The organism is Nesterenkonia sandarakina (assembly GCF_013410215.1).
GTDB lineage: Bacteria > Actinomycetota > Actinomycetes > Actinomycetales > Micrococcaceae > Nesterenkonia > Nesterenkonia sandarakina.
In genome coordinates, this window is sequence record NZ_JACCFQ010000001.1 from 2,097,953 (window position 1) to 2,120,071 (window position 22,119).

Annotated in this window: 21 protein-coding genes and 1 pseudogene; 19 read left to right on the plus strand and 3 right to left on the minus strand. The window is 69.2% G+C overall.

Translation table 11 applies throughout. From position 1 onward, the window contains the following. The first annotated feature begins 20 nt into the window (after nt 1–20). The 5 genes from leuD to HNR11_RS09715 all read left to right on the plus strand — a co-directional run bounded on the left by leuD (nt 21) and on the right by HNR11_RS09715 (nt 5,185). A complete protein-coding gene (leuD, locus tag HNR11_RS09695; RefSeq protein ID WP_179442107.1) occupies nt 21–620 on the plus strand; it encodes a 3-isopropylmalate dehydratase small subunit in 600 nt (199 codons plus the stop codon). Nucleotides 621–764: 144 nt separating this feature from the next. Continuing rightward, entirely contained in the window at nt 765–2,087 is a 1,323-nt protein-coding gene (murA, locus tag HNR11_RS09700) for a UDP-N-acetylglucosamine 1-carboxyvinyltransferase (RefSeq protein ID WP_179442108.1), read from the plus strand. 24 nt (nt 2,088–2,111) lie between these two features. Then, entirely contained in the window at nt 2,112–3,017 is a 906-nt protein-coding gene (locus tag HNR11_RS09705; protein WP_343050641.1) for a lysophospholipid acyltransferase family protein, read from the plus strand. Next, nucleotides 3,014–4,033: an NAD(P)H-dependent glycerol-3-phosphate dehydrogenase gene (locus tag HNR11_RS09710; protein ID WP_179442109.1), complete on the plus strand. Its 1,020-nt coding sequence runs from the start codon at nt 3,014–3,016 to the stop codon at nt 4,031–4,033. The genes HNR11_RS09705 and HNR11_RS09710 overlap by 4 nt, the downstream gene beginning before the upstream one ends. A gap of 3 nt (nt 4,034–4,036) precedes the next feature. Then, nucleotides 4,037–5,185 (plus strand): D-alanine--D-alanine ligase family protein, encoded by a 1,149-nt coding sequence (locus HNR11_RS09715; protein ID WP_179442110.1) that lies wholly within the window; start codon nt 4,037–4,039, stop codon nt 5,183–5,185. Nucleotides 5,186–5,295: 110 nt separating this feature from the next. Here HNR11_RS09715 and HNR11_RS09720 read toward each other — a convergent pair whose 3' ends face one another. After that, nucleotides 5,296–5,787 carry a DUF3515 family protein gene (locus HNR11_RS09720; protein ID WP_343050642.1) on the minus strand — a complete coding sequence of 164 codons (492 nt, stop codon included), beginning with the start codon at nt 5,785–5,787 and terminating at the stop codon, nt 5,296–5,298. A gap of 94 nt (nt 5,788–5,881) precedes the next feature. Between HNR11_RS09720 and HNR11_RS09725 the strand changes: the two genes are divergently transcribed. From HNR11_RS09725 to rsmD, 4 genes and pseudogenes are all read left to right on the plus strand, one after another. After that, the gene (locus HNR11_RS09725; RefSeq protein WP_246310375.1) at nt 5,882–6,907 is read left to right on the plus strand and encodes an LCP family protein; all 1,026 of its coding nucleotides are present in this window, start codon (nt 5,882–5,884) and stop codon (nt 6,905–6,907) included. A gap of 58 nt (nt 6,908–6,965) precedes the next feature. Then, on the plus strand, nt 6,966–8,117 hold the full coding sequence (locus tag HNR11_RS09730) for a DAK2 domain-containing protein (protein WP_179442113.1): 1,152 nt from the start codon (nt 6,966–6,968) through the stop codon (nt 8,115–8,117). Between the two features lie 7 nt (nt 8,118–8,124). Beyond that, a complete protein-coding gene (locus tag HNR11_RS09735; RefSeq protein WP_179442114.1) occupies nt 8,125–10,335 on the plus strand; it encodes a DEAD/DEAH box helicase in 2,211 nt (736 codons plus the stop codon). A 57-nt stretch (nt 10,336–10,392) separates the two neighbouring features. After that, a pseudogene (gene rsmD, locus HNR11_RS09740) lies at nt 10,393–10,986 on the plus strand (16S rRNA (guanine(966)-N(2))-methyltransferase RsmD); the annotation flags it as partial. Here rsmD and HNR11_RS09745 read toward each other — a convergent pair. Both HNR11_RS09745 and HNR11_RS09750 read right to left on the minus strand, forming a co-directional pair. Beyond that, complete coding sequence (locus tag HNR11_RS09745; RefSeq protein ID WP_179442116.1) at nt 10,949–11,872, minus strand: spermidine synthase; 924 nt, start codon at nt 11,870–11,872, stop codon at nt 10,949–10,951. The pseudogene rsmD and the gene HNR11_RS09745 overlap by 38 nt on opposite strands. Before the next feature lie 50 nt (nt 11,873–11,922). Next, the gene (locus HNR11_RS09750) at nt 11,923–13,275 is read right to left on the minus strand and encodes an aminotransferase class I/II-fold pyridoxal phosphate-dependent enzyme (RefSeq protein WP_246310376.1); all 1,353 of its coding nucleotides are present in this window, start codon (nt 13,273–13,275) and stop codon (nt 11,923–11,925) included. 87 nt (nt 13,276–13,362) lie between these two features. On the opposite strand from HNR11_RS09750, the gene coaD reads away from it, so the two are divergent. The 10 genes from coaD (at nt 13,363) to HNR11_RS09800 (ending at nt 22,066) form a co-directional block, all read left to right on the plus strand. Continuing rightward, nucleotides 13,363–13,839 (plus strand): pantetheine-phosphate adenylyltransferase, encoded by a 477-nt coding sequence (gene coaD, locus HNR11_RS09755; RefSeq protein WP_058888788.1) that lies wholly within the window; start codon nt 13,363–13,365, stop codon nt 13,837–13,839. A 117-nt stretch (nt 13,840–13,956) separates the two neighbouring features. Then, a complete protein-coding gene (gene galU / locus HNR11_RS09760) occupies nt 13,957–14,880 on the plus strand; it encodes a UTP--glucose-1-phosphate uridylyltransferase GalU (protein WP_058888789.1) in 924 nt (307 codons plus the stop codon). 75 nt (nt 14,881–14,955) lie between these two features. Beyond that, complete coding sequence (locus HNR11_RS09765; protein ID WP_179442117.1) at nt 14,956–15,522, plus strand: YceD family protein; 567 nt, start codon at nt 14,956–14,958, stop codon at nt 15,520–15,522. Between the two features lie 65 nt (nt 15,523–15,587). Beyond that, on the plus strand, nt 15,588–15,791 hold the full coding sequence (gene rpmF / locus HNR11_RS09770; RefSeq protein ID WP_058888791.1) for a 50S ribosomal protein L32: 204 nt from the start codon (nt 15,588–15,590) through the stop codon (nt 15,789–15,791). Nucleotides 15,792–15,817: 26 nt separating this feature from the next. Next, nucleotides 15,818–16,567 carry a ribonuclease III gene (rnc, locus tag HNR11_RS09775; RefSeq protein ID WP_198144715.1) on the plus strand — a complete coding sequence of 250 codons (750 nt, stop codon included), beginning with the start codon at nt 15,818–15,820 and terminating at the stop codon, nt 16,565–16,567. Beyond that, entirely contained in the window at nt 16,567–17,658 is a 1,092-nt protein-coding gene (locus tag HNR11_RS09780) for an Fpg/Nei family DNA glycosylase (protein ID WP_179442118.1), read from the plus strand. The genes rnc and HNR11_RS09780 overlap by 1 nt, the downstream gene beginning before the upstream one ends. Continuing rightward, nucleotides 17,601–18,479, plus strand: coding sequence for an aminoglycoside 3'-phosphotransferase (locus tag HNR11_RS09785; protein WP_218849684.1), 879 nt, complete (start codon nt 17,601–17,603; stop codon nt 18,477–18,479). The genes HNR11_RS09780 and HNR11_RS09785 overlap by 58 nt, the downstream gene beginning before the upstream one ends. Nucleotides 18,480–18,645: 166 nt before the next feature. After that, nucleotides 18,646–19,875 carry an LCP family glycopolymer transferase gene (locus tag HNR11_RS14290; RefSeq protein WP_179442119.1) on the plus strand — a complete coding sequence of 410 codons (1,230 nt, stop codon included), beginning with the start codon at nt 18,646–18,648 and terminating at the stop codon, nt 19,873–19,875. After that, nucleotides 19,872–21,134 (plus strand): glycosyltransferase, encoded by a 1,263-nt coding sequence (locus HNR11_RS09795; RefSeq protein ID WP_179442120.1) that lies wholly within the window; start codon nt 19,872–19,874, stop codon nt 21,132–21,134. The genes HNR11_RS14290 and HNR11_RS09795 overlap by 4 nt, the downstream gene beginning before the upstream one ends. Continuing rightward, entirely contained in the window at nt 21,131–22,066 is a 936-nt protein-coding gene (locus HNR11_RS09800; protein WP_179442121.1) for a glycosyltransferase, read from the plus strand. The genes HNR11_RS09795 and HNR11_RS09800 overlap by 4 nt, the downstream gene beginning before the upstream one ends. Nucleotides 22,067–22,119 lie beyond the last annotated feature (53 nt).

A 22,119-nucleotide genomic window follows, 5' to 3' on the forward strand; every position in this document is an offset into this window, starting at 1 on the left:
CAGATCACCGAGAAGGATCCATGGAACCCATCACCACCCACACCGGCGTCGGCGTCCCGCTGAAGCAGTCGAACGTGGACACCGATCAGATCATCCCCGCGGTCTACCTCAAGCGGATCACCAAGACCGGCTTCGAGGACGCGCTGTTCTCCTCCTGGCGGAAGAACCAGGACTTCGTGCTGAACCAGCCCGCCTATCAGCATGGGTCGGTGCTCGTGGCCGGCTCCGACTTCGGGACCGGGTCCTCCCGGGAACATGCCGTCTGGGCGCTGAAGGACTACGGCTTCCGCGCCGTGATCTCATCCCGCTTCGCGGACATCTTCTACGGCAACTCCGCGAAGCAGGGCCTGCTCGCCGCGAAGGTGGCCCAGCCGGATGTGGAGCTGATCTGGAAGGAGCTGGAGAACAATCCCGGGACTGAGATCACCGTGGACCTGATCCACCGCACCGTGCGCTGCGGCTCGGTGGAGACCAGCTTCGAGATCGACAACTACACCCGGTGGCGCCTGCTCGAGGGCCTCGACGATATCTCGCTCACACTGCGCGAGGCCCCGGCCGTGGAGGCCTTCGAGGCGAGCCGCCCCGGATTCAAGCCGAAAACCCTGCCGGCAAAGGTCTGACCTCGCCGTATGGCCCTCCGCGGGGGCCCCGGCTTGACCGAATCGTTGCCTCAGCCACCGGCGGAAGCGGGAAGGGATCCCAGCAGATGTGGTTACAGTGGCAAAGCTACATTTCACATTTGTCGAAGAAGGGACGCCAGTCCAATGGCCAAGCTGCTCACCGTTCAGGGTGGAAAGCCACTCGAGGGATCCGTCCACGTCCGTGGCGCGAAGAACCTCGTCCCCAAGGCCATGGTGGCCGCGCTGCTGGGCAGCGAGCCGTCCCAGCTGCGCAACGTCCCGGCGATCAAAGACGTCGAGATCGTCACCAATCTGCTCCAGATCCACGGCGTCAAGGTCGACGCCGATCCGGCCACCGGTGATCTCACGCTGGACCCGCGCGACTCCTACAGCGCCGCACATTCCGAGATCGACGCCTATGCCGGGGATTCCCGCATCCCGATCCTCTTCTGCGGCCCGCTCATGCACCAGCACGGTGAGGCGTTCATCCCGGATCTCGGCGGCTGCCGGATCGGGGACCGCCCGATCAACTACCACCTCGAGGTGCTGCGCAACTTCGGCGCCGTCGTCGACAAGTCGCCCACCGGCATCCACATCTCCGCCCCGCGCGGTCTCAAGGGCGCGAAGCTGACCCTGCCCTACCCCTCGGTGGGGGCCACCGAGCAGGTGCTGCTCACCGCAGTGCTCGCCGAAGGCATCACCGAGCTGGAGAACGCCGCGGTGGAGCCCGAGATCCACGACCTGATCGCGATCCTGCAGCAGATGGGCGCGATCATCACGGTCTACACCGACCGCACCATCCGCATCGAAGGCGTGGACCGGCTCTCCGGGTACCGCCACCGGGCCATCACCGACCGCAACGAGACCGCCTCCTGGGCCTCGGCGGCGCTGGTCACCCAGGGGGACATCTACGTCAAGGGTGCCGCCCAGCGGGACCTCACCGCGTTTTTGAACACCTACCGCAAGATCGGCGGCGAGTTCTCCGTCGACGACGACGGGATCCGCTTCTGGCACGCAGGCCACGCCCTGAAGCCGCTGGTGCTCGAGACCGACGTGCACCCGGGCTTCATGACCGACTGGCAGCAGCCGCTGGTGGTCGCGCTCACCCAGGCCCACGGGGTCTCGATCGTGCACGAGACCGTCTATGAGAACCGCTTCGGCTTCACCGAGGCGCTGCAGCGGATGGGCGCCTCCATCCAGCTGCACCGCGAGTGCCTGGGCTCCAGCCCCTGCCGCTTCGGGCAGCGCAACTTCCTGCACTCCGCGGTGATCTCCGGGCCCGCCGAGCTCCACGGCGCCGAGATCGACGTCCCGGACCTGCGCGGAGGCTTCTCCCACCTGATCGCGGCACTGGCCGCGAAGGGCACCTCCAAGGTCACCGGCATCGAGGTCATCAACCGCGGCTACGAGCACTTCATGGACAAGCTGAGCGACCTGGGTGCGGATGTCGTGATGTCCGAACGCTGAGTCGGGCCGGTAGGGTTGTCCTCTGTGACCGATTCCAGCAGTGACCCTGCACCCGTCGAGGGCCGCGGCCGCTCACGCCGCCGCAAGTCCACGCGCACCGAGCCCGTCGCAGCAGTCCGCGGCGGCTCTGCCGCGGACACCGTGGACTACACCGTGGGTCGCGGCACCCGGATGGGCTTCTCCGCCGCCGCCGCCGTCTGTGTCCCGGTGCTGAACCTGGCCATGGGGCGGCGCTGGAACGGCCTGGAGAAGCTCCCGCAGGGCGGGTTCATCGCGGTGGCCAACCACGTCAGCGAGGTCGACCCGCTCGCCGTCGCCCACGCCGTCTACCGCAGCGGTCACACCTTCCACTTCATGACCAAGGACTCGCTGTTCCGGATCCCGGTGCTGGGCAAGGTGTTCAGCGGGCTCAAGCAGATCCCGGTCTCGCGGGACAGCCGCACCGACGCCCGCCGCTCCCTGGACGCGGCCAAGGATGTCCTGGCGGCCGAGGGTGCGATCCTGATCTACCCCGAAGGGACCCTGACCCGGGATCCCGAGGGCTGGCCGATGCGCGCGAAGACCGGGGCTGCCCGGCTCGCACTGAGCACCGGGGCCCCGCTGATCCCGATCACGCACTGGGGGGTCCAAGAGCTCTTCGGCACCTACGCGAAGCTGCCCAAGTTCTTCCCGCGCAAGCGCTACCAGCTCACCGTGGGGGACCCGATCGACCTCTCCGACCTGCGCTCCGGGCCGATGACCCGGTCCGTGCTGAGCGAGGCCACCGAACGCATCGAGACCGCGCTCACCGAAGGTGTGGCCGCGCTGCGCGGAGAGCAGCCTCCCGAGATGATCTGGGACCGCAGCCTGCGCCAGCGGGTGCCTCGCCGCCAGACGGGCCGCGCCCCGCAGAACCCCACCTCCGACGACGAGCAGAAGGGTCCCTCATGACCAAGATCGCCGTGTTGGGAGCAGGAAGCTGGGGCACCACCTTCGCGAAGGTCATGGCCGACGCCGCGGTGCTCGGCGGGGACCTGCCCTCGATCATGCTCTGGGCGCGCCGTGAGGAGGTGGCCGCCGAGATCACCGATTCCCACAGCAACGCCACCTACCTGGGGGAGACCCGCCTCCCAGAGATGATCACCGCCACCACCGACCTCGCCGAGGCGGTGCACGGCGCCGAGATCGTGGTGCTCGCCGTACCGGCCCAGTCGCTGCGCTCGCACCTGCAGATCATCCGGGAGAACCTCGAGTCCTCCGCCGTCCTGGTCTCCCTGATCAAGGGCCTCGAGCGCGGCACCGACCTGCGCATGTCCGAGGTCATCGCCGCCGAGCTGGGCGTAGGCCCGGACCGCATCGCCGTGGTCTCCGGACCCAACCTGGCGATGGAGATCGCCCGGGAGGAGCCCACCGCCTCGGTGGTGGCCTGCGCCAGCGAGCAGACCGCGGAGCGGGTCGCCGCGCTGTGCAAGAACCAGTACTTCCGGCCCTACACCAACACCGACGTCACCGGGGTGGAGATCGCCGGGATCGTGAAGAACGTGATCGCCCTGGCGGTGGGGATCTGCGACGGCCAGAAGCTCGGGGACAACTCCAAGGCCTCGGTGATCACCCGCGGACTGGCTGAGACCACCCGTCTGGCCACCGTGCTGGGTGGACGCCTGGAGACCTTCTCCGGGCTCGCCGGACTCGGAGACCTGGTCGCGACCTGCGCCTCACCGCTCTCCCGCAACCGCAGCGCCGGCCGCCTGCTCGGCGAGGGGCTCACCGCCGAGCAGGCCACCGCCCAGCTCTCCCAGACCGCGGAGGGCATGAAGTCCGGCTCCGCCGTGGTGGAGCTGGCCCGCCAGCACGAGATCGAGATGCCGATCTGCGAGGCCGTGGTCGCGGTGCTCGACGGGAAGCTGCCGGTGGACCGCCTGGCCTCGCTGCTGCTGGCCCGAGACCTCAAAGCCGAAGGAAGATGATCCATGCCAGAGACTGACCCTGCCCTGAAGCCCCGCGTCCTGGTGCTCTACGGCGGCCAGTCCTCGGAACATTCGGTGAGCTGCGTGACCGCCGCCGGAGTGCTCGGCGCCATCGATACCGAGGCCTTCGATGTGATCGCCATCGGCATCACCTCCACCGGGCAGTGGACCCGCCCGGTCACCGACCCGCGCAGCCACGGCTTCGGCGGCGCGGAGCTGCCCCGGGTGCTGCCCACCGAGTCCACCGTGCAGCTGCACTCCGGCGCCGCCGGCTCCTCCGAGCGCAGCGCCGAGCTCCTGGAGGTCCACGCCGACGGCAGCTCCACCGCACTGGGCCGCATCGACGTGGTCTTCCCGCTGCTGCACGGCCCCTTCGGGGAGGACGGCACCCTCCAGGGTCTCCTGGAGCTGGCCGGGCTGCCCTACGTCGGGGCCGGGGTGCTCAGCTCCGCGATGGCCATGGACAAGCACTTCATGAAGATCGCCTTCGTCGCGGCCGGACTGCAGGTCGGGCCCTGGGTGACGCTCACCGACCGGGAATGGTCCCAGGACCCCGACGCCGCCCTGGAACGGGTCCGTCAGCTTGAGCTGCCGGTCTTCGTCAAGCCGGCCCGCGCAGGCTCATCCATGGGGATCACCCGGGTCGAGGACCACGGGCAGCTCCAGGACGCCATCGCCGAGGCGCGCAAGCACGACCCCAAGGTCATCGTGGAGCAGGGCATCGACGGCCGCGAGATCGAATGCGGCGTGCTGGGCTCCCATGACGGCGCCCCGGCGCGGGCCTCGCTGCTCGGGGAGATCGCGGTCCACGACGGCTCCCAGGCGCACCAGTTCTACGACTTCAACGCCAAGTACACCGACGCCGCCGCCGCAGACCTCTCCTGCCCGGCCGAGCTGCCGGAGCAGGTCAGCGAGGAGATCCGGCGTCAGGCCGTCATCGCCTTCGAGGCGCTGGACGCCGAGGGCATCTCCCGGGCGGACTTCTTCTACACCACCGCCGGGGACGTGATCATCAACGAGGTCAACACCATGCCCGGCTTCACCCCGATCAGCATGTACCCGCAGATGTGGAAGGCCACCGGGATCGGCTACACCGAGCTGATCACCGAGCTGCTCTCCCTGGCGCTGCAGCGCCCCGCCGGCCTGCGCTGACAGCGGGCGACGTCGGGCCGGCTGAACCCGGCCGGCGTCGTCCGGCGCCGCTGGTGACAGACCCGGCCGGCTGAACCCGGCCGGCGTCGTCCGGGGTCGGAGACTCAGCCCTACGGCTCGGTGGATCCTTCCTGGACCTCCTGGCCGTCCTCGGTCTGCTCGATCTCCTGCTCGGTGGTGGTGCAGGTCCTCGTCTGCTCCACCCGCTGCACCGCAGGGGCCAGTGCGAGCATCGCGGTGGAGGAGGCGACCTCATCGAGGTTCAGCAGCACCTCCACGGCCGGGTCCCGGCCATAGCTGACCAGACGCCAGGTCTGCTCGTCCTCCTCCAGGGCCAGCCAGTCCACGCCGTCGGCCGCGACGCAGTGCTCCGGGGTCGGGCCCGGAGGCACCACCCCGCAGCGCATGACCACGTGGCTGGGATCGCCCCAGACCGCCGTGCCCTGCGAAGTGGTCGGGCGCAGCTCGTGGTCGCCGATCACGTCAGGGACCGTGAGCATCACCTCCGCACAGTCCGGATTCGCCGCGTCCTCAGCCGCTTCCACGCTCGCCGTGGAGGCGCAGCCGCTGATCAGCCCGAGTCCCAGCAGAGCAGTGAGCACGCCACGAACGGGGGCACGGTGATGAGCGGGGTTTATAGACACATGACATATTCTGTACGAAGTCCGAAGCACATGCCCATTCCAGGAGCACCAGATGACGTATGAGGTCGACCACCGCAAGCCCCGGCCGAAGCGGCGGGGGCGTCGTGTCGTCCTGACCTTGGTCAGCGTGGTGGCGGTCATCGTGGTCGGCGCCCTGGTGGCAGGCATGTGGTACCTGAACTCTCTGAGCAGCGCCTATGAGGACAATGCGCAGACCTTCGAGGAGAGCTTCCCGGAAGAGGAGGGCCGCCCGGTCAAGGCTGAGGATGACGAGTCGATCAACATCCTGCTGCTGGGCTCCGATGAGAACGGCGGATCCGGTGAGTCCGAGGACCTGCCGCGCGTGCCCCAGGGCGGACGCTCGGACACCATGATGCTGATGCATGTCCCCAGCGACCGGGACAGCGTGCAGATCATGTCGATCCCGCGCGACCTCTGGGTGGAGGTCCCTGGGCAGGGCCAGCACAAGATCAACGCCGCGCTGAGCCTGGGCGGACTCCCGCTGACCATCGACACCATCGAGTCGCTCTTCGACGCGCGCATCGACCACGTCGCCGCGGTGGACATGCTCGGCTTCACCGGCCTGGTGGACTCCCTCGGCGGAGTCACCGTGAACTCCAGCTATGACCAGCCCTTCACCACCGCTCAGGGCTACACCTTCCAGCCCGGGGAACAGGAGATGACCTCCGAGGAGGCGCTCTCCTTCGTGCGGCACCGGCAGAGCTTCCCGGACGGGGACCTCCAGCGGGTGCGCAACCAGCAGGCCTTCATCCAGGCCGTGATCGATCAGACGGTCACCCCGTCGAACCTGAGCAATCCTGGCCGGGTGCGGGACCTGGTGGAGACCTTCTCCCCGCATGTGATCGTCGATGACACCCTGGACTCCGGCGCCGTGGCCTCGCTGGGCTGGAACCTGCGCGGCGCGGTGAACAACGTGGACTTCTTCACCGTCCCGACCGGGGAGAGCAGCTACTCCGACGACGGCCAGTGGATCTTCTACCAGGATGAGCAGGCCATGGCTGATATCTCTGAGGCCCTGGCGGACAGCACCTTGGACGAGTATGCCGCGTCCCGATGAGCCCCGCCCACAAGCTCGGCTGAGGCTGCGCGCCGCGAACCCAGGAGGGGAGTCCTAGGTGAGAGGCAAGGTCAAGGGCGCCGCCGCGGTGCACCGCTGGTTCCTCCTGGCCGAGGCCGCCCTGGAGACCAATGTCGAGAACCTCAACCGGCTCAACGTCTTCCCGATCCCGGATTCGGACACCGGCGAGAACATGCTCGCCACCATCCGGGCCTGCCGCACCAGCGTGGAGCATTCCCCGAGCCAGGACCTCGGTGAACTCTTCGCCGCCGCCGGCTCCGAAGCCATGTCTCAGGCCTATGGGAACTCCGGGACCCTGCTGGCAGTGCTGATCTCTGGTCTGGCCGAGCCGCTGCACGGGCATGAGCGACTCACCATCTCCGGGCTCGCCCGGGCGCTGGAACGCGCCAAGGTCCGCTCCTGGTCAGCCCTGACCGATCCTGTGGCCGGCACGATGCTCTCGGTGCTCGACGCGGTCCACGCCGAGGTCCGCCACCGCGCCGCCGAGGCCGAGGAGCCCGAGAGCCGGGCCGCCCTGGAGGCGGCCATGCCCTATGTGGTCTCTCGCGCCTTCCTCGCCGTGCAGGCCACCCGGGAGCAGCTGCCCGCGCTCCGGCAGGCCAATGTGGTGGACTCTGGAGGGTCCGGGCTGCTGGTGGTGCTGATCGCACTGCACGCCACCATCACCGGCAACGAGATGGACTTCGCGCCTTTGGAAAGCCTGCCCGGCTGGCAGCCCTCCGACGCCCCGACTGGCGCCCCCTGGGATCACAACGACGACGCCGCGGCCGCCGCTTCGCACGATACGAGCGCCGAGGCCGCGTGCGCGCCTGGAACCGCGGAGATCTCAGAGTCCTCGCAGGCCTCCGGGACCTCCCAGGACCCGGAGGCCTCCGGCGTGGAGGTGATGTGCACCGTGCGGCTTGACCCGCTCGGCGCCGCCTCGCTGCGCCATGCCCTTGATGACCTCGGAGATTCGGTGATAGTGACCCCCATCGACGCCGAGGCCGACGCGGACGGCAGCTATCGCTGGCGGATCCACGTGCACACCCGGGAGGAGCCTCGCACCTCCGCCGCCGTGCACGCCGCGGGCCCGGTGGAGGCCTACTCCGCCACCGGGCTGCACCGCAGCCCGGACCGGCAGAACGGCCCTGACCAGGCGGTCCGGGACCAGCCCTCGCGAAACAAGCCTTCACGAAATCAGGAGTGATCTGCACGTGGACGTGCTCCCCGCCACCGAACTGAGCCGGGTCCTCGGCGCGGAGTCGGCGAAGACGCTGAAGCAGGGCCTGGGCATCACCACCGCTGCGCAGCTGCTGGCGCACTATCCGCGCCGCTGGATCGAGTTCGGTCAGCTCTCCTCCTTCCGGGACCTCCCCGAGCCGGGCGAGCACGTCAGCCTGATCGCGGAGGTCACCGGGGTCTCGGTGCGCAAGATGGCGAACCGGCGCGGCTCGCTGGCCGAGGTGTGGGTCGCCGACGACGAGGGCAACTCGCTGAAGCTGGCCTTCTTCAACGGCTGGTCCGTGGGTCGCCAGCTCACCCAGGGGGCCCGGGCGATCTTCCACGGGAAGGTCGGCAGCTACCGGGACCGGCCTACCTTGAACAACCCCGACTTCACGGTGCTGGTCGACGCCGACCCGGGCACCATCACCGACCACGTGGACCCTGAGACCGACCCGTTGGGCGCTGCTGAGCTGCCCCGCGCGCTGAACCGGGGAAAGACTCCGGTCCCGCTCTACCCGGCCACCGCTGGGATCAGCAGCTTCCGGATCCTGGACTGCATCGAGATCCTGCTGGACCTCACCGACTTCGGCAACTGGCCTGAGCCGCTGCCCGAGAGCGTCCGAACCGCCGAGAAGCTGCCGGCCCTGGGGGAGGCCTACCGGCTGATCCACCGGCCCGAGACCCTTGAGGATCCCGAGCGTGGACTGCGCAGGATGCGCTATCACGAGGCCTTCCTGCTCCAGGGTCTGCTGCACCTGCGCCGCGCCGAGGAGCAGCAGCGCCGCGCCGCCCCGCGGCCCCGGCAGCACGCCGACCTGCTCTCCCGGTTCGACGCCGGCCTGGAGTTCACGCTCACCGAGGGTCAGGTCCGCTGCGGTGACCTCATCGGCGCCGAGCTGGAGAGTGAACAGCCGATGAACCGGCTGCTGCAGGGCGAGGTGGGGTCGGGCAAGACGCTGGTCGCGCTGCGCGCCATCCTGCAGGTGCTCTCTCACGGGGGGCAGGCCGCGCTGATCGCACCCACCGAGGTGCTCGCCGCCCAGCACGAACGCTCGCTGCGCCGGATGCTCGGGGACCTCGCCGAGGAGGTCGGGCTGACCCTGCTGACCGGCTCGCTGAACACCGCACAACGGCGCCGCGCGCTCCTGGACATCGCCTCGGGCACCGCTGGATTGGTGGTCGGCACCCACGCGGTGCTCGGCGAGCAGGTGCACTTCCTGGACCTGGGCCTGGCCGTGGTCGATGAGCAGCACCGCTTCGGGGTGGAGCAGCGCGACGCGCTGCGCAGCCGCTACCAGCTCACCCCGCACATGCTGGTCATGTCCGCCACCCCGATCCCGCGGTCAGTGGCGATGACGGTCTTCGGCGACCTGGAGCTGACCACGCTGGAGGGTCTGCCTCAGGGGCGGAAACCGATCACCACCCATGTGGTGCGCACCGTGCAGGGCCCACGGTTCATCGGCCGGGTCTGGGAGCGGATCGCCGAGGAGGTCGCCGCCGGGCACCAGGCCTATGTGGTGTGCCCCAAGATCAGTGAGGCCGACGCCCGCGAGGACCCTGAGACCGGGGTGCAGACCGACCAGGACGCCTCGGTGGAACTGATCTCCCAGCGCCTGGCCGAACACCCGCTGCTGGGGGCGACCCGGCGCGCCGAGGTGCACGGCCGGATGGACGCCGCCGCCAAGGAGGCCGTGATGACCTCCTTCGAGCGCGGTGAGATCGATGTCCTGGTCTGCACCACCGTGATCGAGGTGGGCGTGGACGTGCACAACGCCACCGTGATGGCCGTGCTCGACGCCGACGCCTTCGGTGTCTCCACGCTGCACCAGCTGCGCGGACGGATCGGCCGCGGCGGGGCTCACGGGCTGGCCCTGCTGGTCACCCGGCTGCCGGACGGGCACCCCTCCCTGGAGCGGCTGGAACAGGTGGCCGAGCATTCCGACGGGATGACCCTGGCCCGGCTGGACCTGGAACGCCGGCGGGAGGGCAACGTGCTCGGCGCCGCCCAGGCCGGCCGGGCGTCCACGCTGAAGCTGCTGCGCACGATCCGAGATGAGAAGATCATCGTCCGTGCCTCCGAGCTGCTCACCGAGCTCAGCGCGGCCGATCCCAGCTGGGAGAGCTACCCTGGACTGCGCGTGGCGGTGGGGGAGTACCGCGACCTCCATGAGGGCGCCGATGAGTTCATCCAGCGCGGCTGAGCCCCGGATCACCAACCCCCGGGAGCGCCAGATACCAGGGCCTCGAGACAGGAGTGTGAGATGTCACGGATCATCGCCGGCACGCATAAGGGGCGCCGCCTGGTCGCGGTCCCCACCGACGCCACCCGGCCCACCAGCGACCGGGTCAAGGAGTCGCTGTTCTCCCGGCTGGAGGGCTTCGACGCGCTGATCGACGCCGTCGTCGTTGATCTCTACGCCGGCTCCGGCGCGCTGGGCTTCGAGTCGCTCAGCCGCGGCGCTCGCAGCCTGGAGGCGGTGGACAAGGCCGAGGCCGCGGTGCGCACGCTGCGCCGCAACGCCGAGTTCTTCGGGCCCGAGGCGCCCCACGCGCTGCGCAAGCCGGTCACCGTGCACAAGGCCGACGCGCTGCGCTACCTGAGCTCGCGCAGCGGCCCGCCCATCGAGCTGCTCTTCCTGGACCCGCCCTACAGCCTGGGCGACGCCGAGCTGCTCAAGGTGCTCGGAGCTGCCCGGGAGCAGCTGCACGAGGCGGCCACCGTGGTGATCGAGCGCGACGCCGGCAGCGGGACCCCTTCCCTCCCGGAGGGCCTGGAGATCTTCAGCGAGAAGTCCTACGGCAGCACGCAGATCTTCATGGTCGAGCCCACGCCAGCAGCTCTTCCGCACTGAGCACGTCCCCGGGGTGCGGGCCGGCGGCCCAGATCGCGTTGAGCTCGGTCTGGGCCAGCGCCGCCCCGCGCCGCGCGGCGTAGCTCAGGTTCCCCTCGGTGAGCCCTTCGAGCACTTCGTGGGGCGCGCTGAGCAGAGCGCAGCTCGCCGCTGCGTCAGCCGCCTCCGGGGTGAGCGCCGCCTGCGGCTCCTGTGCCGACTGAGGAGCGGTCGCGGCCGCCGCCTCGAGCAGCGAGAGAACCTGCGCGCGGACGAAGTCCATCGGCGGCTCATCCCCGAGGTTCACCAGCAACAGGCCCCCGGGAAGCACCTTCTCGAAGACCGCCCGGTGAAACGCGGGGCTGCGCAGATGCTCCGGTGCGGCCGCGCTGTTGAACAGGTCCACCACGACGACGTCGAAGCTCGCCTGCTCCAGGGCGCCGCCGGCTCCCAGCACGGCGGCGGCATCGGCCACCAGGTTGCGCGGTGAGGTGCGCATCGGCAGGTGCTCAAGCACGAAGTCCACCAGCTCCGGCTCGATGTCCACCACGGTCTGCTCCACCTCCGGCCAGTGGTGTTCGATCCAGCGCGGCAGGGTCAGCGCCCCAGCACCCAGGTGCAGCACGCGCGGGACCCGGGTGGCGGCGGCATCCGGAGAACCGGCTGCGGCCGGGGCCAGGCGCTCGCGGGCGCAGGTCTGCAGCACTGCACCCATCCGGAACAGGTAGTCGTGGAGCAGGAAGTCGGGATCGCCGAGCTCCACATGGGACTGCTCGGCGCCGCCGATGCTCAGCACCACCCCGTCCTCGGTGAGGTCATCCTTGGTGAGCTCGGCGAGCTGCCCGGAGAAGGAGAGCCGCTGGCTGCGGGGGAGTCCCAGGGCCTCGCTGCCCGGTGCCCCTGACATTGGCGTGTCAGTCTCTGGCGTCACTGAATTTGGCGTCCCGGCCTCAGCCATCAGAGGCTTCCGGTCCCGGCGCGGGACCCTGCGGCGGCAGCTGTCGGGTTCACGCGCGGCGGGTGGGCGGCCAGCGCGGCGGGCAGGTGCTCGCGCATCCGGCGCAGCCCTTCACGAATCGTGGCGTGGTCCTTGCAGAACGCGAAGCGCACCAGGTGCTCCAGCTCATCGGTCGGGGCGGCCAGGTGCTGGATGGTCAGTGCCGAGACCGGGATCGCGGCGACCCCGACCTCCTCGGCGAGGACCCGGCAGAACGCCGCGGCCGAGAGCGAGGTGACCCCCGAGACGTTGCCGACCACGAAGTATCCGGCCTCGGCCCGGTTCGGGGCCAGGCCCAGCTCCTGAAGGCCGTCCCGCAGCAGACCTCGCCCGGCTTCTAGTTCGGCGGTGTTCTGCGCGAAGAATCCGCGGTCGTCCTCGAGCCCCTGCGCCACCGCCCATTGGAAGGCCGGGCCGGAGGAGAAGCTCAGGAACTGCTTGACCCCGCGGATCTGACTGACCAGCTCGGCGCCACCGGTGATCCAGCCGATCTTCCACCCGGTGACCGAGAACGACTTCCCCGCCGAGCCCACCGCGACCGCGACCTCCTCGGCCCCGGGGATGCTCAGGATGCTGCGATGCGCCAGCCGGGCATCGGAGAGCACCAGGTGTTCATAGACCTCATCGCACATGATCCGCAGGTCATGCTTGCGGGCCAGCTCCACAATCCGGGTCAGCTCCTCGGTGCTGAAGACCGTGCCGGTGGGATTGTGCGGGGTGTTCAGCAGGATCATCGAGGTGCGCTCGGTGATGGCGGCCTCGAAGGCATCCAGGTCGGGGCGGAACTCAGGCCCGCGCAGCGCGACGCCGACCAGCCGGGCACCGGCCAGGGCCACACAGGCCCCGTAGGAGTCATAGTGCGGCTCGAAGGTGAGCACCTCGCTGCCGGGCCGGGCGAAGGCCAGGATGCTCGCCGAGATCCCCTCGGTCGCCCCGGTGGTCACCATCACCTGGGACTCCGGGTCCAGCGTGACCTGCTGCCGCCGGGCTGCGGCGGCGCTGATCGCTTCACGCAGCTCGCCCAGGCCCATCCCCGGGGCGTATTGGTTCCGCGGGCCGGTCTCGGGCTCGGTGATCGCGCGGGCCGCCAGTTCCAGGAGCCAGTCCGGTCCCTCCGTGTCGGGGAACCCCTGGCCCAGGTTGATGGCGCCGTGGGCGATGGCGGCCGCCGTCGTGCGTTCGTAGATGGTGGGCATCACTGCAGGGGTGCTCGGGCCCGTCCCGACTCCCAGCGTGTTGGCGCCGGCCGCGGTCCGGGCCCAGGGCTGGTCGAAGGAGAGCGGATCGGGGCTGGTGGTGGGGTGAGAGGACATGGCTTCCATGGTAGACAGCCCACGCAGGCCCGAGGTCTCCTGCGCGCCGTGGAGCAGGCTGCTGCCCACCTGAAGTAGTGTCAGATCATGCAGCTAGCAGTGTGCCCCGGATCATTCGACCCCCTGCACAACGGACATGTGGAGATCATCGCCCGTGCCTCGAATCTCTTCGACGAGGTGATCGTCGCGGTCTCGTCCAATATGCACAAGAACCCGATGTTCTCCGTCGAGGAGCGCATGGAGATGGCGCGGGAGACCTTCTCCTACGTCCGGGGGGTGAGCGTGAAGCCGCTCGGCACCGGGCTGCTCACCGATTTCTGCAAGGAGGTCGGCGCCAACGCCCTGGTCAAGGGCCTGCGCGACCCCAAGGATCTGAGCTACGAGTCCCCGATGGCCACCATGAACCGGCACCTCTCCGGACTGGAGACGGTGTTCCTCGCCGCCGACGGCCGCTACACCCACCTGTCCTCCACCTTGGTGAAGGAAGTCCATACCCTCGGCGGGGACGTCGCGGAGTTCATCCCGCGCGCGGTCCAGCGAAGACTCAAGGACCGACGTCGCTGATCCGTCTCCGCAACCGCCTTCCGCAGACCCGCCAGGACTGCAGAAATCCGCACTATGGGTGCGGGAAACGCCATAGAACTCTCTGATCAAACGGCCCGACAACGATAAGGTGTGTCCATGAGTTCAACTACGTCTACCCGCAAAGCTGTGATCCCCGCCGCAGGGCTGGGCACACGATTCCTCCCGGCCACCAAGGCCATGCCCAAAGAGATGCTTCCCGTGGTGGATGAGCCAGCGATCCAGTACGTCGTCGCCGAGGCCGCCAAGGCCGGGCTCGATGACATCCTGATGATCACCGGGCGCAACAAGCGCTCGCTGGAGAACCACTTCGACCGGGTCCCTGACCTCGAGGCCACCCTGGAGGCCAAGGGGGACACCGATAAGCTCAACGCCGTCCGTCAGGCCACCGAGCTCGGCGACCTGCACTACATCCGCCAGGGCGAGGCCAAGGGCCTGGGCCACGCGGTGCTCTGCGCCAAGCGCCACGTCGGCGAAGAGCCCTTCGCGGTGCTGCTCGGCGATGACCTCATCGATGAGCGCGATGAGCTGCTCTCCACCATGCTCGAGACCCAGGAGCGCCTCGGCGGCTCCGTCATCGCCGTGATGGAGGTCCCGCAGGAGAAGATCAGCGCCTACGGCGTCATCGACGCCAACGGTCAGGACAAGGTCACCGGGGAGGACGGCAAGCCCGCCGACGTCGTGCCGGTCCACGCCCTGGTGGAGAAGCCCCCCGTGGAGGAGGCGCCGTCGAACCTGGCGATCATCGGCCGCTACGTGCTGCACCCGGCGATCTTCGCCGAGCTGGAGCAGACCAAGCCCGGGCGCGGCAACGAGATCCAGCTCACCGACGCGCTGCAGGCCATGGCGTCGAAGCCCGCCGAGGACGGCGGGGGAGTCCACGCCGTGATCTTCCGCGGACGCCGCTATGACACCGGGGACAAGCTCAGCTACATCAAGGCCGTGGTGACCCTGGCAGCCGACCGCGAGGACCTCGGTCCGGACCTGCGCGAATGGCTCAAGGAGTTCGTCGGCCAGATCTGATCGCAGGTTCGCTCCCCGGCCGCCTCGGCTGGTAGAGTGGCACGTCGGTCTAGATCATGAAGGAGTGGTTCAGCAATGACTGCTCTACGCGTAGACGTGCAGGAGCTCCGGGGAAAACCTGGGACTCAGCATGAGATTCACAGAACTGTCCCGGCCCCAGAGGACTTCGCAACGGTCCTCATCGGGATCCCGAAGGACAGCGAGCTGCAGGTGGATCTGCGTCTGGAATCGGTGCACGAAGGTGTGCTGATGACAGGCACTGCCGTAGGTGAGGTCACTGGACAGTGTGGACGATGCCTCGACGAGTTGGAGTACCCGCTCACCGTGGACATCATGACGCTGTTCAGCTGGCCCGAGAAGGCGCGGACCGACGCGGCAGAGGAAGAGGATGAGGACACCCGCCCGATGGGCAATGACCTCACCATCGACCTGGAGCCGGTGCTGCGGGACCTGATGGTCTCGGCACTGCCGTTCCAGCCTGTCTGCCGCGAGGACTGCCCGGGACTGTGCTCCAGCTGCGGATTCCGCATGGAGGACGACCTCGAGCACCACCACGAGCAGCTCGACCCCCGCTGGGCCGCGTTGAAGGACGTGGCCGCGGGACTGCCGGAGCCGGACACCGAGTCCGGCACCAGCACCTGAGATTTGAGCACCTAGAACTTCGTAGTCCAAGACCCTGTCCATCATCTAGAGAGAAAAGAGACACCGTGGCTGTTCCAAAGCGGAAGATGTCCCGATCCAACACCCGTCACCGCCGCTCGCAGTGGAAGGCTTCAGTCCCGAAGCTGGTGAAGACCGTGGAGAACGGTCGCGTCGTCTACAGCCAGCCTCACCAGGCCAAGCTGGTCACTGACTCCGCCGGTTCCCCGCTGTTCTATGAGTACAAGGGTCGCAAGGTCGCCGACGCCTGAATCGTCGGCACATGACGACGACGCACGTGAGTGATCACGAAGAGCTGGTGAAGAGTCTCGGGGTGCATATTGCCCCCGGGACTCTTCGTCTTGCGCTGACCCATCGGTCCTACGCCTATGAGAACTCCAACCTGCCCACCAATGAGCGGCTGGAGTTCCTCGGAGATTCGATCCTGGGTCTGGCGGTCACCGACTACCTCTACCGGACCTTCCCGGATCTGGCCGAGGGAGACCTGGCCAAGCTGCGCGCCGCGCTGGTGAGCACCCGCGCGCTGGCCCGGGTGGCCCGCAGCCTCGGCGTGGGTCCGCACATCAGTCTGGGCGCCGGCGAGCGGCTCACCCGCGGCCAGGACAAGGACTCGATCCTCGCGGACACCATGGAGGCGCTCATCGGCGCCGCCTACCTCTCCACCGACACCGAGACCGCGCGCCGGCTGGTGCTGCGTCTGGTGGTGCCGCTGCTCAGCGACAAGGACGCCATGACCGCCGGCAAGGACTGGAAGACCACCATCCAGGAGATCGCGGCAGCCCGGGACCTCGGAGAGATCCGCTATATGATCACCGACTTCGGCCCGGATCATCACAAATCCTTCAACGCCACCCTGGTCATCGGGGGCACCTCCTACGGGTCCGGCTCCGGACCGTCGAAGAAGGAAGCCGAGCGGGAAGCCGCCCGCGCCACCGTGGAGACCCTCACCGCTGGTCGCGGAGAGCAGGGCGACATCCTCACCCTGGTCCTTGACCGGTTCGGGGACAAAGCGCCCTCCGCCAGCTGATGCCCGAGCTGCCCGAGGTCGAAGTGGTCCGCCGCGGCATCAGCCGCTGGGCCGCCGGACGCACCGTGGAATCCGTGATCATCCACGATCCACGCAGCCTGCGCCGACACGGGCTCGGTGCCGGGCTTGAGGAAGCCGCCCGGCTGGGCTCCTTCACCACCGCGCTGACCCAGCAGCGGCTCCTGACGCCCCAGCGGCGCGGTAAGTTCCTCTGGATCCCGCTGCAGAACCACACTGCACCCGCCGCGGAGGCGCCGCGGCATTCGCTGCTGATCCACCTGGGGATGAGCGGCCAGGTGCTCATCGATGATCCTGCCGCCCCGACGCAGAAGCATCTGAAGATCACGCTCGAACTCGGTGAGCTGGAGGCCGGTCTAGGGCAGGCCGCGGAGCCGTCGGCGTCGGAGGCCGTGGCACCCTCCCCGGAGGCGGCGGTACTCTCACCGGAGGACTCGGCACTTTCTCTGCAGGCTGCCGAGGATGACTCCCCTGGAGAAGCCGACTCCGGCCCGCGCCAGCTGCGCTTCATCGACCAGCGGATCTTCGGCGGCATGCAGATCTCCGAGCTGGTCCCCTCCACCCATCCCAGTGGCAGCGTCCCCGCCGCCGCGGCCCACATCGCGGCTGACCCGCTGGAGCCGGCCCTGGATGCGGAGACCTTTTTCCGGACGCTGCGCCGGCGCAGGACCGGCCTGAAGCGCGCCTTGCTGGATCAGGGCATGATCTCCGGGATCGGGAACATCTACGCCGATGAGGCGCTCTGGCTCGCTCAGCTGCACTACCTGCGCCCCACCGCGACCATCACCCGCGCTGAGTCTGCCCGGCTGCTGGACGGGGTCAAGGTCGTGATGCTCGCCGCCCTGGAAGCCGGGGGCACCAGCTTCGACGCGCTCTACGTCAACGTCAACGGCGCCTCCGGCTACTTCGACCGCTCGCTGCAGGTCTATGGCCAGCAGGGCAGGCCATGCCTGCGGTGCGGCACCGAGGTGGTGCGGGAGAGCTTCATGAACCGCGGCTCGCACTTCTGCCCCACGTGTCAGCGCGCGCCCCGGTCGGCGCCCGGGTCTGCACCTCGGTCTGCGCCCAGATGAGCACGGTGGGCGCGAAGTCCGGTCTGGCCGGCGCACCCCCGGGGCACACCAAGGCCCCGGCGCATCTGGTGCGGGCGCTGGATTCCTTTGGGCTCCGCGACGCCGAGCTGAGTCCGGTCTGGAAGAACCAAGCCGGGGGGCTGACGTTCTCCGTGGCCAGCGCCGGCCCCGGCGGGCGGATCGACTTCTACGTGAAGTGGAACCCGGCCGGGACCTCGGAGTCCCTCACCGCCGAGGCGCAGCGGCTGCAGTGGCTCCAGGGACGCCACCCCGCACCGGTGGCCGTCGACCTGGTCGCAGATATGCACGGCGAGGTGCTGCTGACCCGGGCGCTGCCGGGTGAGTCTGCAGTGGCGCAGCGCTGGAAGCACCAGCCGGATACCGCGCTGCGAGCGCTGGGCGCCGGGCTGCGCCGGCTGCACCAGGTGGACTATGCGGAGCTGCCACCTCAGTGGAGTCCCCAGCAGGAGCCGGATGCAGACGGAGACGACACCGTGCACCGCGCCGCCGCGTCGGGACCACCGGGTGGCATCGACAAGCTCGTGCTCAGCCAGGGCGACCCCTGTGCGCCGAACACGCTGCTGGCAGCTGACGGCTCCTTCTTGGCCCACGTGGACCTGGGCCGGCTCACGGTTGCGGATCGCTGGGCCGATCTCGCCGTGATGACGATGTCGCTGGGGTGGAACTTTCCGCGCTACCAGGAGGCTGTGTTCTGGGAGGGCTATGGGATCGAGCCGGACCCTGCCCGCATCGAGTATTACCGCAGGCTCTGGGACGAAGCCTCCGGTGCGCCACCTGAGGATCCCGGCGTCGTGCCCTGAGCTGCGCCCCGAGCCGGGCCCTGAGCTGCGCCCCGAGCCGCGCTGGTGCTGGTCGGTGAGGCGCGCCGTCGTCGTCCCGGGGGCGTTCCCGGCGCAGGTGAATGCGCAGGCCCCCAGGCTGGTGGGCTAGCATGAATCGGATCGATGTACGTGCAAAGGAGGGTCTGTGGCCGATAAGAGGGCACCCGAGCCACAGCCGCACCGACCGCGCCGGGCCGCCAGGCTCCCCGCGGACCCGGCGGCCGCCGCGCAGTCCACCGACCCTGCCGATCCCAGCGTCGCCTCCGGGCCGGGCGCCGGGTCCGGCGCTCGTGACGGTGGTAAAGGTGGCGGGTCTGGGTCCGGCGAGGACGGCACCGGGCCGACCCCGAAAGACCCCCGACGACGCCGCCGCCTGATCCGCAACAGCCTCATCGCCGTGGCGGTGCTGGTGATCGTCGCGGTGGGCGCCGGACTGATCTTCGTCCAGCAGCTGCGCAGCTCCTTCGATGACCAGCGCAACGTCCTGGATCTCCAGCTCGAAGGCGATGACACCGCCGGGCGCACCGAGGACGGCACGGTGAACATGCTGCTGCTGGGCTCCGACAGCCGCGGCGAAGATGACGTGGAGTACCGCGGTGAGATCGGGGACAACGCCTCGGAACGCTCGGACACCATGATGTTCGTCCACATCCCCGCCGACCGCTCCGGGGTCTATGTGATGTCGATCGTGCGTGACCTCTGGGTGCAGGTTCCCGGCGAGGGTCAGGGACGGGTGAACTCCGCGCTGGGTGTGGGCGGCTACCCGCTGGTGATCGACACCGTCGAGGAGCTGCTGAACACCCACATCGACCACGTGGCGATCATCGACTTCGAAGGCTTCTCCGACCTGACCCGCGCCCTGGGCGGGGTCTACGTGGACAACCCCCGTCCCTTCTCCGCCGGCCAGCACAACCCGGCGTTCTACCCCGAGGGCACCATCCGGCTCGAAGGGGACAACGCGCTGCGCTTCGTGCGTGAGCGCAAGGCGTTCCCCACCGGTGACTTCACCCGGGTGCAGAACCAGCAGCTGGTGATCAACGGGATCGTGGATCAGCTGCTCTCCGCGGACACGCTGACCAATCCGCAGCGCGTCATGGACGTGGTCAACGGGATCGTGCCCTATCTCAGCGTGGACGACGGCCTGGACGCGAACACCATCGCCGCCTACGCATTGGAGATGCGCGACATCCGCTCCGGAGACATCGAGATGTTCACCATCCCCACCGGGGAGATGGCCACCACCGCCAGCGGGGCGCAGGTGATCCTGAAGGACGAAGAGATGCTGGAGCTGCTGCAACGCTCCCTGAAGAACGACAACATGGAGGGCTTCATCGAATACGTCGAGCTGCGCGAATCCGAGGAGGAGCAGCAGTGACCCCTAGGGTCCAGCTGCTCACCCATAGTTACTGGCCGGAACGCACGGCTCCCCAGCGCCGCTGGGAACGCCTGGTGGGTTCCCTGCGCGAGGACGGCTGGGAGGTCGACGTCGTCACCCCCGCGGTCAACCTGCACCACACCCCCGAGGAGGTCCGTTCCACCGGACGCTTCCGGCTCCGGCCCACACCTGGGCCCTCCGGGGAGCGGCTGCACCGGACCCCGTATGTCCTGCTGCGCAATTCCCGCGCCGGACGCTTCGCCTCTGATCTGGTCTCTTCGGTGCTGATGGTGCCCCGGGCGATCGGGGCGCCGAAGCCGGATCTGGTCATCGCCACGGTCCCCGCGCTGCCCACCATCTGCGCCGGGTGGGTGGTCAGCCGCTGCCGCAGGGTCCCGCTGGTGGTCGACATGCGCGACGCCTGGCCCGAACTGGCCCGCGAGGCCGGGGTCAAGGCCGGCGTGCTGGGCACGCTGATGGAGTCCGCCGTGGTCAGCGTGCAGCGTCGCGCCGAACTGGTGGTCACCGTGACCGAGGGCTTCGCGCAGCGGCTGCGCGAACGGGGGGTCTCGAAGGTGGAGACCATCAGCAACGGCGTGGCGCTGGATCAGGTGCCGCAGCTGGAGCACCGGGAGCGTGAGGCCGGGCAGCTGCGCATCGCCTACCTGGGCAACCACGGCGAGAGCCAGGCGCTGCAGCGGATCATCGCGGCAGTGGCCATGATTCCCCGCGGGCAGGCTGGCCCGCACGCTTCGGGTGCCGACGGTGCGCCCGGGCTCGACGTCGTGCTCCGGCTGATCGGATCCGGCACCCAGAAGGACCAGCTGCGCCAGATCGCGGCCGAAGCCGGCGCGCTTGAGAGCGGGGCGGTGGAGTTCTTCGACCCCGTGCACGGTGAAGAGATCTGGGAGCACTACCGCTGGGCGGACACCGCGCTGGTGAGTCTGCGCACGGACTGGGCTTCCTTCGCCTGGACGGTGCCCTCGAAGACCTTCGAGCTGCTGGGCCTGGGCAAACACATCACCGCCGCGGTCACCGGGGAGGCCGCCTGGGTGCTGGGCCACGCCTCAAACGTCAGCTTCCTCTCCGGAGACGCCGAGGAGATCTCCGCCACGCTCACCACACTCGCCGCAGATCCCGACTCCACCCCGGTGGATCGCAACGGCCGCGCCTGGGTGGCCGAGTACGCGGACCTGCCGGGGCTGGGGCTGCGCTACGCCGCCCTGCTGCGGAAGCTGCTGCAGGAGCACACCCGGTGACCCAGCCAGTGATCAGCCCGGCCAACGCGTACATCTGTGTCTGCACCTACCGCCGGCCCGGACCGTTAGGGGAGCTGCTGGACTCGCTGCGCGCCCAGGAGTTGGGGGAGCGGGGTCAGCTGCCGCGGCTGATCGTGGTGGACAACAGCCCCGAGGCCGACGCCGAGGCCCAGGTCCGCGCTCAGTATCCGGGCGCGCACTACATCCATGAGCCCCGCCCCGGGATCGCCGCCGCGCGCAACGCCGCAGTTGAGGCTGTACCCGCCGACTCGGAGGCGGTGCTCTTCCTCGACGACGACGAGCGCGCCGCCCCGGACTGGCTGCGCACCATGATCGACTGCGCCAACTCTTCCGGTGCCGACACCGTCTCAGGTCCGGTGATCACCCACTTCGGGGAGAACCCCCCGGAGTGGCTGAAGAACAGCGGCTTCATCCGCCGCATCGATTTCCCCACCGGGCCCTGGGGGCTGCGGGCCGCGACGAACAATGTGCTGGTCCGCGCGTCCTGGTTCACCAGCGCCGGGTACCGCTTCGATGAGGCATTCAGCTTCATCGGCGGCGAGGACTCGGACCTGTTCGGACGGATGCAGGCCGCAGGGGCACGCTCCTGGTGGTGCGCCGAGGCGCGGGTGGAAGAAGACCTGCCCGCTGAGCGGCTCAGCCCGGCCTGGATGCGCCAGCGCGGGATCCGCGCCGGTCACGTGCGCGCCACCAAACTCATCCGAGGCGCCGCCCTGGAGCGGCCCACCGCGGCGCTGCGGCTGCGGATCGCCGCCGAGGGCGTCGGCCGGCTCGGCTATGGGGCCGCGCGGACCGCGGCCCGCCGGCTGAAACGTCAGCCGGTGCGCTACGTGGACAGCGTCTACCACCGCGAAGGTCTCGGCATGCTCCAGGCGGCGGCGGGTCGGAGCTACGAGGAATACGGACGCTGAGCAGGCGGGACCACCAGATCCCATCCGGAGGCCCTGACTGTGCAGCAGCCGGG